General features: G+C 57.0%; 10 protein-coding genes. 1 reads left to right on the top strand and 9 read right to left on the bottom strand.

The window, feature by feature from the left end; genetic code table 11:
• The first annotated feature begins 314 nt into the window (after positions 1–314).
• A complete protein-coding gene (locus ACIQJ2_RS07225; protein WP_400668247.1) occupies positions 315–968 on the top strand; it encodes a hypothetical protein in 654 nt (217 codons plus the stop codon).
• An 806-nt stretch (positions 969–1,774) separates the two neighbouring features.
• Here the strand turns inward: ACIQJ2_RS07225 and ACIQJ2_RS07220 are convergent.
• From ACIQJ2_RS07220 to ACIQJ2_RS07180, 9 genes are all read right to left on the bottom strand, one after another.
• Positions 1,775–3,040: an ATP-binding protein gene (locus ACIQJ2_RS07220; RefSeq protein WP_400668245.1), complete on the bottom strand. Its 1,266-nt coding sequence runs from the start codon at positions 3,038–3,040 to the stop codon at positions 1,775–1,777.
• Positions 3,037–3,768, bottom strand: a complete 732-nt coding sequence (locus ACIQJ2_RS07215; protein ID WP_199093699.1) for a response regulator — start codon at positions 3,766–3,768, stop codon at positions 3,037–3,039. Before ACIQJ2_RS07215 ends, ACIQJ2_RS07220 begins: the two co-directional genes overlap by 4 nt.
• Before the next feature lie 182 nt (positions 3,769–3,950).
• A complete protein-coding gene (locus ACIQJ2_RS07210; RefSeq protein WP_400668243.1) occupies positions 3,951–5,003 on the bottom strand; it encodes a hypothetical protein in 1,053 nt (350 codons plus the stop codon).
• Between the two features lie 18 nt (positions 5,004–5,021).
• Positions 5,022–6,347, bottom strand: coding sequence for a glycosyltransferase family 4 protein (locus ACIQJ2_RS07205; protein ID WP_400668240.1), 1,326 nt, complete (start codon positions 6,345–6,347; stop codon positions 5,022–5,024).
• Positions 6,348–6,390: 43 nt separating this feature from the next.
• Complete coding sequence (locus tag ACIQJ2_RS07200; RefSeq protein ID WP_400668237.1) at positions 6,391–7,254, bottom strand: FkbM family methyltransferase; 864 nt, start codon at positions 7,252–7,254, stop codon at positions 6,391–6,393.
• A gap of 118 nt (positions 7,255–7,372) precedes the next feature.
• Complete coding sequence (locus tag ACIQJ2_RS07195; protein WP_246762275.1) at positions 7,373–8,431, bottom strand: polysaccharide biosynthesis/export family protein; 1,059 nt, start codon at positions 8,429–8,431, stop codon at positions 7,373–7,375.
• Between the two features lie 170 nt (positions 8,432–8,601).
• On the bottom strand, positions 8,602–9,615 hold the full coding sequence (locus tag ACIQJ2_RS07190; protein WP_199149684.1) for a helix-turn-helix transcriptional regulator: 1,014 nt from the start codon (positions 9,613–9,615) through the stop codon (positions 8,602–8,604).
• A gap of 644 nt (positions 9,616–10,259) precedes the next feature.
• Positions 10,260–10,994: an ATP-binding cassette domain-containing protein gene (locus ACIQJ2_RS07185; RefSeq protein WP_199149685.1), complete on the bottom strand. Its 735-nt coding sequence runs from the start codon at positions 10,992–10,994 to the stop codon at positions 10,260–10,262.
• Positions 10,991–12,196: a capsule biosynthesis protein gene (locus tag ACIQJ2_RS07180; protein WP_400668232.1), complete on the bottom strand. Its 1,206-nt coding sequence runs from the start codon at positions 12,194–12,196 to the stop codon at positions 10,991–10,993. Before ACIQJ2_RS07180 ends, ACIQJ2_RS07185 begins: the two co-directional genes overlap by 4 nt.
• Positions 12,197–12,723: the final 527 nt, after the last annotated feature.

Here is a 12,723-nt window from a genome sequence, read left to right as displayed (position 1 = left end):
CCGATTTTCGAATCCTCGGATGGCGGTTACTTGTTATCGACGCGACGATGGTGATCTTCGCCCAAACCTCAAGCACTGTAGGCATCATTCGCTCGATTGTTGCGCACGATTGGTTGCCGCTCTCAAGGGGAAATCCAACCCTACAGCGCAACATATTCTGCTTGAAAGTTGTAACGAAGTATTGCCGCGCCGCGTTCAGCAAACTTGGTTCGCAACATCCCGCCGACATGAAATATTGGGAAATATTGAGACCTATTGTGTTCATCCAGCCTGCATAAAGTCTGCGTCAGTACGTAGTAATGAAGGCAGTGAACATGAGGCAATCATACATCGTCGCAACTTTGTTGATGACAGCCGTTGTCGGGGCGAGCGTTCCGGCATTAGCAGCCGAGCCGCCGGCCGCGCCACAGACCCAACAGGCCGCGGGCGCCGAAGCGGACCAGCAACCTGCACCCAACCAGCCGCCGTCGCCTGGCGGGTCTTGGCCCGGTCAGCATCCGGGCGGCCCGATGATGGGCTTTGGCGATGGCCGACCGATGCGGCCCTTCGGACCTCCCGGCGGCTTCTCCCGTGGGCCGAACCCTGCCCTTGAGATTGCCGGTAAACTCTCGGCCTTGGAAACGTTGATCGGCATTCGCAGCAATCAGCTTGATGCATGGCGAGACTATACCAGCGCGCTCACTGATTTCCTGGCGTTTCCAAGGCATAGGCCGCCTGGCCCGCCAATGCCAAGCGACGATGCGGCGCCGCCATCAGGGCAGGATACCGACAACCGGCCCGACAAGCAGAACGAGCTCTTTGGCGAGCGCATGGCCGACTTTGTGCTGGATCGCGCCGCCAAGGCGACCGTGCTCAAGGACAAAGCGGCCGCATTGCGTAGCGCACTCACCGCCGAACAACTTGCAAGGCTGGAAAGCGCCGAACGCTCCCTCGTTCCTGGTCCACGCCCATTTGGCAATCGGCGCTAACGGGGCTCTCAGATAGCCCCTCTGCCGAATACGGCAGGACCACTTCCTCTCTGCCTCTAACCGACCAAGTTCCCCCCGGACGCCCCCATCGGTTGGAGAGAGCGGCCCTTCAAATGGGCCGAATGGCCCGAGAACGCCCCGCCCGGCATTCTCGGGCCAATATGCGTGCGCGCATACCGGCCATCCGCCGGGAATGCCGATTTCGATTTGCAAGCACGAATGCATCGAGGCTGGACCTCGCAAAACTCATGCAATTGTCTAGATGATTGGTTCAGATTCGGCTCTAACGAACATGGCGATTCGTCGAGCGTTTGCCTCACGGTCAGCAGCGGGATTTTCACCGCGCCTTAAGGAGGTAATCCGGCTTCGCCATTCGTGTTGGGGGCGTCATGGCGAAGCCGGGTAGGCGGGGCGATCAAAGCCTGATCAAGCCAAGCATGTTGATCGACTGTAATTCTACAGGATTCGATGGGCCGAACATTTCTGAATGTTTCTTAAATTGGGCATTATGACGAAATTTGATGTCCCGGCTTTTCTATTTTGAGTATTATTATTTTGATAAGTTCGAAGAACTTAATTTCATATTACCATCCATTGAGAGCCGGGAAAAACACGAGCAAGTAAAACATGATTTTTCATGAAATTATCCTTCACGCATCAGGGCCATTCCGTTGAAAAGGCAAGTAAGACGTGCGTGTAACGATGGCTTTGCTGTGACGCGCTACAGTGTAGCGGCAGCCGTGACATCACGCTGCGCGCCGATCTTTTAAACAGCTCGGCGTGTCACGATCCGTTGAAGTTTTCGCTCAACTGGCGAATTTACTGTCCGTGCTCTTGAACGATACGACCTGCTCCAGCCCTGTTGGCTGGCGGTTGCGTACGGTGATCTCTCCGCCGAAACGCGTGACGATCTCACGCGCGATAGCCATGCCGAGACCGGCACCGGGAAAGGATTTTTGCCTTGCAATGTCGATGCGGAAGAAAGGTTCGAAGACCTGATTGAGCCGTTCCTCGGGAATGCCGGGGCCGGTGTCGATAATCCGGACCACAGCCCTGCTGCCGAGATGGGTGACAGTGACCAGCGCCGACTGGCCATGCGTGGCGGCGTTGATGAGAAGATTGCGCAGCGCTCTGGTAACGGCCAGCGGCCCAGCACTGATCGTCGCGGGCTCCAATTCCCCGCTTTCGACATTCATGTCGATTGCCTTCAGTTCGGCGACGATGTCCCCGACGATCGCATCAAGCCTGACCTGTTCGAGGCTGTCGCTGGAGATCTCCTCCCGCACCAGCCTGATGGCGCTATCGGCTATCCTGTCGAGCTCCTCCAGGTCGGCGAGCCATTTGTGCCGCTCTTCGTCGTTCTGGATGAACTCCGCCCGCAAACGCATCCGCGTCATCGGGGTTCTCAGATCGTGCCCAGCGGCAGCGACGAGCCGCATGCGGCTTTCAGTAGCGGCCTTCACCCTGGCCGAAAGCCCATTGAGCGCTTGCGCGGTTACGCGTATCTCGCCAGGGCCTGTCTCGGGTATATGCGGCAGCGTGCCGTCAGGATTGACGGCGGCAACAGCCTCCTCCAGCAAGCGCAGCGGCTTCATGATCTTGGATGCGGCGAAGATGGACACCAGCACGCTGCCGATGATGATCAGGCCGAGCCATTCGGCAAGGACCTTCCATCCTCCCGGCGGCGGTCCATGTTGCGGCATCGGCATGATGAGCCAGGCGCCATCTGCAAGCTTCAGCGACGCAATCAACGCGCCGGTCGATTGATGCGATATGATCGCCTCGCGCATGCCGGAGATTCGAAGCAGCGCCTCCATCAAAAAACGCGACAATTCTTCATCACGCGGACCGTCGGCAGGCACGGGCGAGACGACGAGCCCGGCCGAGGTTGCGGACGCTCTATCCTTCTCGGCGAATGTTGCCAGAATGGAAAGCTGGCGCGCCATCGGCTGGATCATCATGTTCGGCCGTGGCCCGCGCATGACGAAGCTTGCCACAAAAGACGAAGAGATGACGACGAGAACGATGGCCGTGAGCAGGAGCAGCGCCAGACGCGCACCCAGCGATCTCATGAATCGCCTTTCATCGCCGTTACCGGCACAACGAGCTGATAGCCGCCGTTGCGGATCGTTCTGAAGATCGGCTCCTCGGCCGTTTCCGAGAGCTTGCGACGCAGCCTGCTCATCAACACATCGATCGAACGGTCTGCCGGATCGCGGTCCCGACCCTGTGTCAAATCGAGCAGCTGATCGCGTGACAGCAACCGCCCCGCCCGCTCCAGAAACGCCTTGAGCAGATCGAATTCGGCGCCGGTCAAGGATACGACTTCGCCGTTGTCTCGTGTGACGCGACGAAGCTGCGGATCGAGCATCATGTCCCCGAACTGATATCGCCTTTGCTCCGGCTCGGACGAGAGGTCTTCCGTCGTGCGACGCAGAACAGCGCGAATGCGCGCCGCCAGTTCACGTGGATTGAATGGCTTGCCGAGATAATCGTCAGCCCCGATCTCGAGCCCTAAGATTCGGTCGATATCTTCCTTCAGAGCCGTCAGCAGAATGACCGGCACTCGCGGCCGGCGATTGCGCAGATCGCGGCAGAGGTCGAGACCCGATCCGTCAGGAAGCATCACATCGAGAACCAGGAGATCGGGGTGCCGGCGATTGAGCGCATCATTGCAGCCGCGAAGATCGCTTGCCGTCGACACGCGGAAACCTTGCTCCTCGAGATATCGGCTGAGGAGCGAGCGGATCTCGTGGTCGTCATCGACTATCAGAATATCCGGCGCAGCGCTCGCAGTCATAGGTTTCATCCCGTTTCCCAACCGTTATACAAATTATCGATCCCCTGAAAAGAATGGTTTTGCGGCACCAATACGGAAACTCCTGCACAGGAAACCTTGATTTACAAAATTCCTGGGGCTGGAAATGTTGAGCAACAAAAGAATGCCGTTAACGGTCTATCGAGGGCGAAGGTGCCATCATATCACGCAGCCCGCAACCATTCGACGCTCCAGGCCGAAAGCCGTCCTTCGATGGCGCCGCTGTCCATCATGACCCGAACCTCGATGGGGGCACGTGGATCGACCACCTCCACCGGCACCGCTGCCTCGAAAGACCCCGTGCCTTGCGGGCAAACGCGCAATTTGCCCAAGAGGTCAGTGGCATGGATCTCCAAGGTGAAGATCTGGCCATAGCAGTCCTCTTCGACGTCGAAGAGGAATCTGGCATTCCAGCGTCCGGTCGGCAGGTGCAGATAAGGCCCATAGATGAGACAGCGCGCTCCGCCGGTCAGGTCGATAAGGTCATCCAGGGCATTTCCCAAACTGTCGCCAGATAGAAATGCCTCCTGCGGCCAGAAGATGTTGCCCGTGGCTTGGCGGCGATCGCTTGCCAAGGGACGGAGAACCTTCTTTGCAATCTCGCGCAGTCCTTCACTGACTTCAGGCACGGCCTCCTGTGGTGTCAAATATCCGGCAATCACCGCCGCGGCGGCCTCTTCCAGTTTCGGTGCCTCGGCGCGCGATGGTTGCCCTGGGGGCGTCATGCCGACATGTAGCAGCGCATTCGCAATTTGTTCCAGTTTGAGCTCGGTGCTGAAATGTTTGTCCATCGTCTTCAGCAGCAGGTCTATGCTGCCGCCTTGATCGATCTCGCTGCGGCGCAAGACCAGCGCTCCGGAAGCGCCGGCAAGGGGTTCGAGGCAGGCAAGGCTTGCCGATACGGCTCTGACCAAGCCGATGTCCCGCTGTTCGGTCGCACGAGCGAGATAGGAAACCGCGTCGATGGGGTCTTCGAGAAGCAGCAGAAACGGCACGTTGACCCTGAGGATCAATTCCGAAAGCCTGGCTTCAGGAAACTGCGAGACAAGAACGGCATCCATGCCCGATTGCGCCACGACGTGCTGCTTAAGGTCGTCGACGGTATCAGTCGCTATGACCCTGTAATCGCCGAATGCTTCGCGGGCCAATGCGTGAACCGCAGCAACACCCCAGGAAGACATGACGCCCGGCATCCCGAACGCAAAGAGGATGGTCATGGCGCACTCCTCTCTTGATTACCCGTTGAAGAGGCTATCATAAAGCGTAGCTATCTTCTGCTGATATCGATCCGGCGAAAAACGTGCGGCCTGCGTGGGGCCGGATTTGGCGAACGAGGCGCACAGTTCGTCATCCTGATCCAGACTGACGATCGCCTTGCGCATCTCTTCCGTGTCGTAGGGATCGACCAGCAACGCAGCATTTCCGGCAATTTCAGGGATCGATCCTTCTGTGGAACTCAGAACCGGCGTTCCAAGCTGCATGGATTCGAGCACAGGCAGGCCGAAGCCCTCGTAGAGTGAGGGAAACAGTACAGCGCGTGCCCCCCTGATCAAACTTATCAGCAAGGGATAGGACACGAAATCGAAACGCTGGATCTGACGCTGCGGCAGGATGCGGTCTTCTGCTTGAAGATAGAACCGAAAGCGATCGCCATCGATGAGCTGCTGCGTCTCGGCGCCCTTCCAGCCGGGAGCGCCGACGATGATAAGCGGTTTGGCTGTCTTTGCGGCAAGGTAGGCTTCGATCAGCCGCGAGATGTTCTTCTTCGGCTCGAAAGCGCCAAAGAACAGAAAATAACCTTTCCAATCGAGATGGAAGATGCCGGCGACCTCGTCGGCAACCACATCGGCCGGCTTCTCGCGAAGCCGCTCCGGCACATGAACGGCCTGATAGGTATTGCTGACGCGCGCTTCATCGACACCAAGAACCTTGATGATATCAGCGCGCGACGTTTCGGATACCGTCACAATATGATCCGCCCGCCGAACCAGAGAACGAAGCATCTTATAGTGATAGCGCTTGTCGTCGTCGGTCAGATAGGGCAGCCGCAAGGGAACCAGATCGTGGATCGTATAGATATTCAGCGCCCTTCTTGCCTCGATCGGCATTGGATAGGTACAATGGAGAAGATCGGGCTGTGTTTCGAACTTCATGGTGAGATTATTGCCGTAGCGCTTGAAATGATGGCGCGCGAGCTGAAACAGATCGTTGGCGGCGTAAACGGTGTCCGAACTGCCAAATTGCGATTGAACCGATTTCAGGATGACGGTGCCACTGACGGGGATCGAAATCGGCGTAATGCCGAAAGGGGCGGCGATGCGGCGCCGCATCCAGCGCCTTGCACTCGAAAACGCGCCGGGCGCGCGAGCGCTGGCATCATCGAAGAAAAGGACCTCCCGCAACACAGGGTCCTTCGGGACTTTCCCGGGAATTCCGTGGACCACCCCAGTCCGGTAGCCGAGGGACTGGGCTACCGACATCAGGCTGCGAGTGTAGGTTGCAACACCGGTGCCCTTCGTCAGGGAAAGATTGAGACCATCGTAAAGGATCGTCTTGCTCACTCTGCTCTCTCCGTCTGCATGTGAAGCCCCTCACCGCTCTCGATCAAGCCGGCTTGTCCTGCGACAGGACGAGCAACGAGTCGTCGGCTCCGTATTTCGAAAGCAGGTCCTCGCTGGTGATAGGAACGGCCTCGCCGCTGAAATCGAGGCGCCGCAATGCCCCATAGATGCCGCCAAGTCGCTCGAGGAAACCGCGCGCGTCGGCATAACGAGCGGGATTGAATTCGACCACTATCATCGGCTTATGGAGTGCAATGGTCTCGGCCATTCCTTCAAGGATGACCTCCTCCGCTCCCTCGGCGTCGATCTTGATGAAATCGACACGCGAGCAGGAGGTGCTGAGCTGGTCGAGGGTCATCACGGGAACCTTGATGACGACACCATCCTCCGCACGAGGCTCGAACATTTCTGAAACGATCAGCGCATTCTTCGGCTCGCTGTGGGGAACATAGAGGCAGGCCTCCCCCGATATCGTCGCGCCAAGTCCCAATGTTTCGATGCGCGTCCGACCGAGCAGCCCATTGAGTTCGATGCTGCGGTGCAGGAAATCAGCAGCATGAGGGTTGGGCTCTACGGCGATCAGTTCGCCCTTGGTGCCGACAAGCTCGGCAAGCAGCAGCGAGTAATATCCGAAATTCGCGCCGACGTCGATTGCGGTCATGCCGCGCTTGACGTTGCGTGCACAGAACAACGTCAGCCAGATTTCCCAAAAGCCATCAAGGAGAACATGAGAGCCGAAACCTCTGTCGCGGGTGTCCACGTAGAGCTTGTAGCGACCAAGCACGCGGACCAGAGCAGTGTGGTTCCCAAGATATGCGCTGCTCACGCGCTGCAAGATGGCAGCCTCGGCCTGATGCCGGTCGAAGGCCATCAATTCATGAAGATGTAGCAGTGCCGAAGAACTCATCGTACCTCTCTCGGTCCAAAATGTCCGCAACGCTTTCTGCAGGCCGGGCAACGTCATGCAATTTCCGATACAGGGAGATCGTCCGTTCCCAGCCTTCGCGTTGCTCCGTTCGTTGTCCTCAGTTTGCCGTGGACGCGGCGATGCCGACTGAGGCAGCCGATAGGGCCGTGCCGGTGACACCTTGGAAGAGGCCCATGAACTTCTGAATATCGATCGACGAAGCATTGGAGATATAGATGATATCTCGCGATTGGACGTCGAAGGTCTGCATTGCAAGCAGCGTAGAGCCGTTTTTCAGGTTGAACCGATAGACGATCGGAACAGGGCCGCCTCTACGCAGCAGCGGATTGTTCGGGGCGACGATGCGCCGTGCAACATCAAGCGGCTCATAGCGAAAAAGGAACACACCTGCGACATCCGCCCGGGCATCCTGCAATCCTCCCGCACGCGCAACGGCGTTCGCCATGCTCAAATGTTGCGTACTGAAGGGCACCTCGCCGCTCTGCCCCGATGCGCCGAGGATCGTATATGTTGCCGGCTCGCGCACGACCGTAATCACGTCTTCGGGCCGCAATCTTACGTTTTCACGCGGATTTTGAACAATCGCGGTAAAGGGCAGATGCATCGTACGGCGCCCGCGCGTTAGATAGACGACGCTATCGTTGACGCCCGCGCGCAACCCTCCGGCCGCCGCTATGGCATCAAGCACGCGATTGCCGGCCGGCGACAGCGCAACGCGCGCGCCACCAGCCACCTCCCCGGTGACGGTGACTGTATTCGAGGCACTCTGCTGCACCGTCACCAGCGCCTGCGGCTGCACTGCCTTGCCTACAAGCCCCGAGACGACAGCTCGCTCGACGGCCGCGGGCGTTCGGCCGGCGGCGTTAATTCTCCCTACATAGGGAATACTGATCGTTCCGTCGCTGTTGATGGTTTGCGGCGGAATTGCAACCGAGCTCCCTGCCGCCTGCTGCTGGCCGGAAGTGCTGGAGGCCATGCCGAACAGGCTTCCCGGCGGCGCTTCCCAGAGGTTGACGGAAACGACATCGCCAACCGCGATCCTAAGGCCTGGATCACGTGCACCCTCACCGAAATAGGCCGCAAAGCTGGACTCGGGTCGCGTCACGCTTCTGACCATCGCCGTAGACGTCACATCGACGAGCGCGAATGGCGGCATGGTTCGTGCCGCCGCCTCCTCCAATATGCGGGAAGCCTTTGGTCCAGCCTCCGGTAATGCACAGCCCGTAAGAACGCAGGCGAGAACGCACAGTAATCCGAATTTCAACGGCATCGACGATCCTGAATGCATGGAGACAGTTTTGAAGAGGCACCATCGTGCCAAGCAAGTTAGGCCGCTCCAGCATCATCGTTATGCTCCCGAGTAAAACGAAGGATCGACGAAGGACTGGACCCATAGGCATGTTTGTAGAGAACGGAGAACCGCCCGGGATTGGAGAATTGCAGGCTCATGGCGAGGTCGGTAATGCTTTCGGCGTGGCCGCCTTTGATGGCGCCGTGTGCCGCAGCGAGCCGATAATTGCACAGTATTCCCATGGGGGTATCGCCCCGATAGGTCTTAAACATGCGTTGCAGGGCGCGCGCGCTGCAGCTGGCGGCGTTCGCGAGATCCTCCAGCATGATGGCATTGTGCAGGTTGTCGCGCATGAATGCCTCAGCTTTGAGGAGCTGCCACGGCGCGCTTTCCAGCGTCCCACGGTTGAAGGCATCGGACAGATTGTGCGGCAGCTTGGCAAACAGCTTCACCAGCAGGAGCTCGCCGTAAGCCTTGGCGAGCATCATCCGTTCGGTTTGGCGCGCCGTCGTCAAATCCTTTTCGGCCTGGCGCAATGTTTGATAGAGCCCTTGCGCGCCGCCTTGACGGAAGCTTACCGGTGCCAGCGCGAATTCCTGCACGTACGGCCTACCCGTCAGCTCTTCGAAGCGCTGGCGGATCAAGGATTCCGGGATTTGAAACAATAGCCAGGAGCTACGAGGCTTGATTTCAAGTCGCCTGCCGGCACGGTCGCTAATGCTGGCGACACTGTTGGCGGGAATGCGCAAGGATTTTTGCATTCGCCGGTGATTGATCTCTATCTCGCCAGCAAGAACGAATATGATGCTGACCCGCGGCAAATCCTGTTTCGCGATCCCTTCAAGGCCGGCGGAATGCTCGGCGCTTATGATCGACGCGGATTGAAGCGGTTGCTTGCTGAATTTGAAGGAGTAGTCGCCTGAGGTTTCCGAGGGAACCGTCCATTTCCAATTTGGCTCAAGCATGTCGAGATTGCGAATGATTGCATCACGAGAATAAACTTCGAACGTACCAACGCATTGCTCAACAACTCTTTCCAACATCGCCATCCGCTATTCCTACTCAAAATCCCTGGTTTCATATTAGCTATCGCTAACACGTGATTTCTATCTAGGCCACTTTTTCTAGCGTTCGTTACGACGGCTCCATTGCCCTGCTCACAAAACTACCGCAGGGTGCAGTTGTTGAACTTACGTTACATTACTGATTTTTAAATTAGCACGACGAATTTTAGCGCGACAGTACAGATAATGACGATGTTATACAAAATGCTACCAGTTTGGAGCCTTGCTGAACGGTGAGTTTCCCAAACGCCAGCATTGAAAAAAATACGTCGACATCCACAAATACGTCATGGGTGTCTACTGGTAGTGGTTGGTGAAGTAGTTGTCAGGCGAGCGGAATTGACTTGCAGGAGCCGGTTCGCGCACTGAATCCTTTGGCGCAATAACCGGTCGACGGAACCGAACGACGGTATGGCGAAGACGTCGATCTGCGCCCAAGTTTTTTGCAATTATTATAATATATAATAGACTTAGCTGGGAATGCTTGTCATGGCTATCAGGGTTGCATCCCTTGTGCCGGTCTGGCTGCTCGAAGCATAGAAATCCATCTCTCGCTGTGGATATTGCATTAAGTTGCAATTAATGCGCGTACATCGTCCATCGAAAATAACAACCAAAAGATGCTGAATCTACAATGTGGAGTAGATTCGAAATGCCGTTTCGATATCGTCGAATACCCGGCCCCGACCATTTTTCAATACAAGTGCCGAGCTGCACAAATCTCCGATCACATTGAGATTATGTCCCACAATGATCATGGAACGATCCTTGCGCTTGACGAAAAGCTCTTCGAAACAGCGTATCTGAAAGCGCTTGTCGCCGACGGCCAGTACCTCATCGATGAGGTAGCAATCGAAGTCGATGGCAAGCGACATGCCGAAAGCCAGCCGGGCCCGCATGCCCGAGGAATAGGTTCTGAGAGGCATTCGCAGATAGCGACCCAACTCGCTGAAATCCTCTACCAAATCACGAATTTCATTAAACGGCTTGTCGTAAATGCGCGACAGGAAACGCATGCAATCGAAGCCGGTCATCGAGCCGCCAAAACCACCACTCAAGGCAATTGGCCAAGACATCGACATATTGCGCACGACCTTGCCCGATGTCGGCTCCTCTATCCCTGCAATCATACGGACAAGCGTCGATTTGCCGGCCCCATTGTGCCCAAGGACGGCGATTTTTTCGCCGCGGCCAATCTTGAATGTCACGCCGTCGATCACGCGGCGCATCCGGCCGTGCACTTCGTACTCCTTGACGAGATCGAAGACACCGACGACACCGTCTTCGTGCCACGGAATTTCCTCCTTTGGCGCCGGCGGACCCGATGCCGCCATTTGCTTAAGGCTGGAAGGAAAATTCATCATTGCTGGGCCGCATGCTCGTAAACCTGGATCGCAAAAAAGCGCACGATCCAGAAAATCGCGAAGCAAACAGCAAGCAGCATCAGAAACGAACCGAGACGTTTCGGATACAGCGCATGGTCGGGCAAATTCGGATCGGCTATCCGCTCCAGGTACAATTGCTGCCGCTGCGCGTCGATACGGGCATTTTCCAGCGACACGGTAGCAGATGTCAGCATCTTCGCAGCCATCTCCCTCTCCAGCAGCAGCTGGTCATATTGCGCGATGCGTGGCGCCATGGAGCCGTCGCTGCCGACGATACGCGACCGTTCGTCGCTAATCTGCCGCTCCATTGCCGCCACGCGCGCCCGCAGCCCTTCGCCCTGCGGGCTTTGCGGCGCCTGTTCCTCCAAAGCTGCGAGCCGCGCCTTGCTGTCGGCTAGGTTGTCCGAAAGCCTGGCGATCATGTCCAGGGCGGCGGACGATTGCTTGTTCGGGTCGACAAGCACCTCGCGATTGCGGAACTCGGTCAGGCTTTTCTGCATGTTGGACAGCCTTGCCTGGCTGTCGTTCACCTCGATCTGCGCGTAGTGGATGGCATCCTCGCGAGCACGATCATTGAGGCGATTGATGAGCTCCTCGGCATGCCGAACAAGGGCGTTGGCTAGGCGATAAGCATCCTCGGCACGAAATGCGCGCACGTCCAGTGTCGTCACACCACTGCCGCTGTCGGTATGCACTTTGATGAAACCAAGGTAGTGCCGATACAGAGCCTCATTGTTGGCTTCAGCCCAGGGTAGCGGATACCGGCTGAGGAAGTCGCCTTCGGGACGAGAAAGGATCTGTTTCAGACCATCCCTATCTACCAAGGCATCGACGGCGGCCCGGGACTTGATGAATTCGGTGACAATATAGCTGTCGTCCTGCGCACGGACAAACCCGGTACTCTGAAGGAAGCCGCTGAGCAGCCCTGCGGCATTCCTGTTGGGACTGCGCACGACGAATTGCGTTTCAGAGGAATACTGGTCGGCGCAGATGAAACCATAATAGACCGCCCCAAGCATGCCAGGCACGACGACAATCAACAATAGCAGCAGCTGCGATCGCACCCATCGCGCCACCAAATGGGGCCAAGAAACCGGCCGACCGATGACGACGGCCGACGTGCGCGCATTCACCAGCGTAATGAAATCGGCAAATTCTTTATTATTCTCGATGCGGCTCATTTGGTACCATCAAATCTCTCTTGGGATGGTCAAGACCATCCCACGGACGCCTCTCCGACATCGCCGGTCGGCTCCCGTGGCCTAACGGCTTCCATCGTTTCGCTTCGCCGTTGATGCTAACGCCCACGGCGATTTCGATGGCTGTTTACTTCACATGAGGTTCCCACATATCCTTTTAAAGTCAAATATAATTCCCAGCCTCGAGAATTTTTACATAATTTATCAAGAATAATATCCATCTGTCGCATTTAATACTTTGGCGACGCGATCCGTATGGCGAGGCGAAATTGCGGCGGCAATAACTTCCATTCGATTAGCCGTTTCTCCCTCATTGCTGGTTCAAGGAGTTCGGAATGGGAAAGCTCGGAGGCACCTTGAAGCAAATAGGTAGCGGCTTTGCGTTGAACGTTCATGGACACTTGTCGCTGCTCGGTCGGTTTTGCCGAAGCTTCTTGTCAGTTCTCGTAATTTTGTGGCCCAAGCCGGCAGTTGCGGTATTTGAAGATGCCACTTGGCTGCAATTGCTC

The sequence above is a fragment of the Rhizobium sp. NPDC092011 genome, from assembly GCF_044756305.1.
Classification (GTDB): Bacteria; Pseudomonadota; Alphaproteobacteria; order Rhizobiales; family Rhizobiaceae; genus Rhizobium.
The sequence above is the reverse complement of the archived record's forward strand: the minus strand, read 5'-3'. Positions and strand labels throughout refer to the sequence as shown.

Bases quoted from the DNA above. Each gene is read 5' to 3' on its own strand.
- ACIQJ2_RS07210 (WP_400668243.1), bottom strand. From the start codon at position 5,003: ATGACCATCCTCTTTGCGTTCGGGATGCCGGGCGTCATGTCTTCCTGG.
- ACIQJ2_RS07220 (WP_400668245.1), bottom strand. From the start codon at position 3,040: ATGAGATCGCTGGGTGCGCGTCTGGCGCTGCTCCTGCTCACGGCCATC.
- ACIQJ2_RS07225 (WP_400668247.1), top strand. From the start codon at position 315: ATGAGGCAATCATACATCGTCGCAACTTTGTTGATGACAGCCGTTGTC.
- ACIQJ2_RS07190 (WP_199149684.1), bottom strand. From the start codon at position 9,615: ATGGCGATGTTGGAAAGAGTTGTTGAGCAATGCGTTGGTACGTTCGAA.
- ACIQJ2_RS07180 (WP_400668232.1), bottom strand. From the start codon at position 12,196: ATGAGCCGCATCGAGAATAATAAAGAATTTGCCGATTTCATTACGCTG.
- ACIQJ2_RS07195 (WP_246762275.1), bottom strand. From the start codon at position 8,431: ATGCCGCCATTCGCGCTCGTCGATGTGACGTCTACGGCGATGGTCAGA.
- ACIQJ2_RS07200 (WP_400668237.1), bottom strand. From the start codon at position 7,254: ATGAGTTCTTCGGCACTGCTACATCTTCATGAATTGATGGCCTTCGAC.
- ACIQJ2_RS07185 (WP_199149685.1), bottom strand. From the start codon at position 10,994: ATGATGAATTTTCCTTCCAGCCTTAAGCAAATGGCGGCATCGGGTCCG.
- ACIQJ2_RS07215 (WP_199093699.1), bottom strand. From the start codon at position 3,768: ATGACTGCGAGCGCTGCGCCGGATATTCTGATAGTCGATGACGACCAC.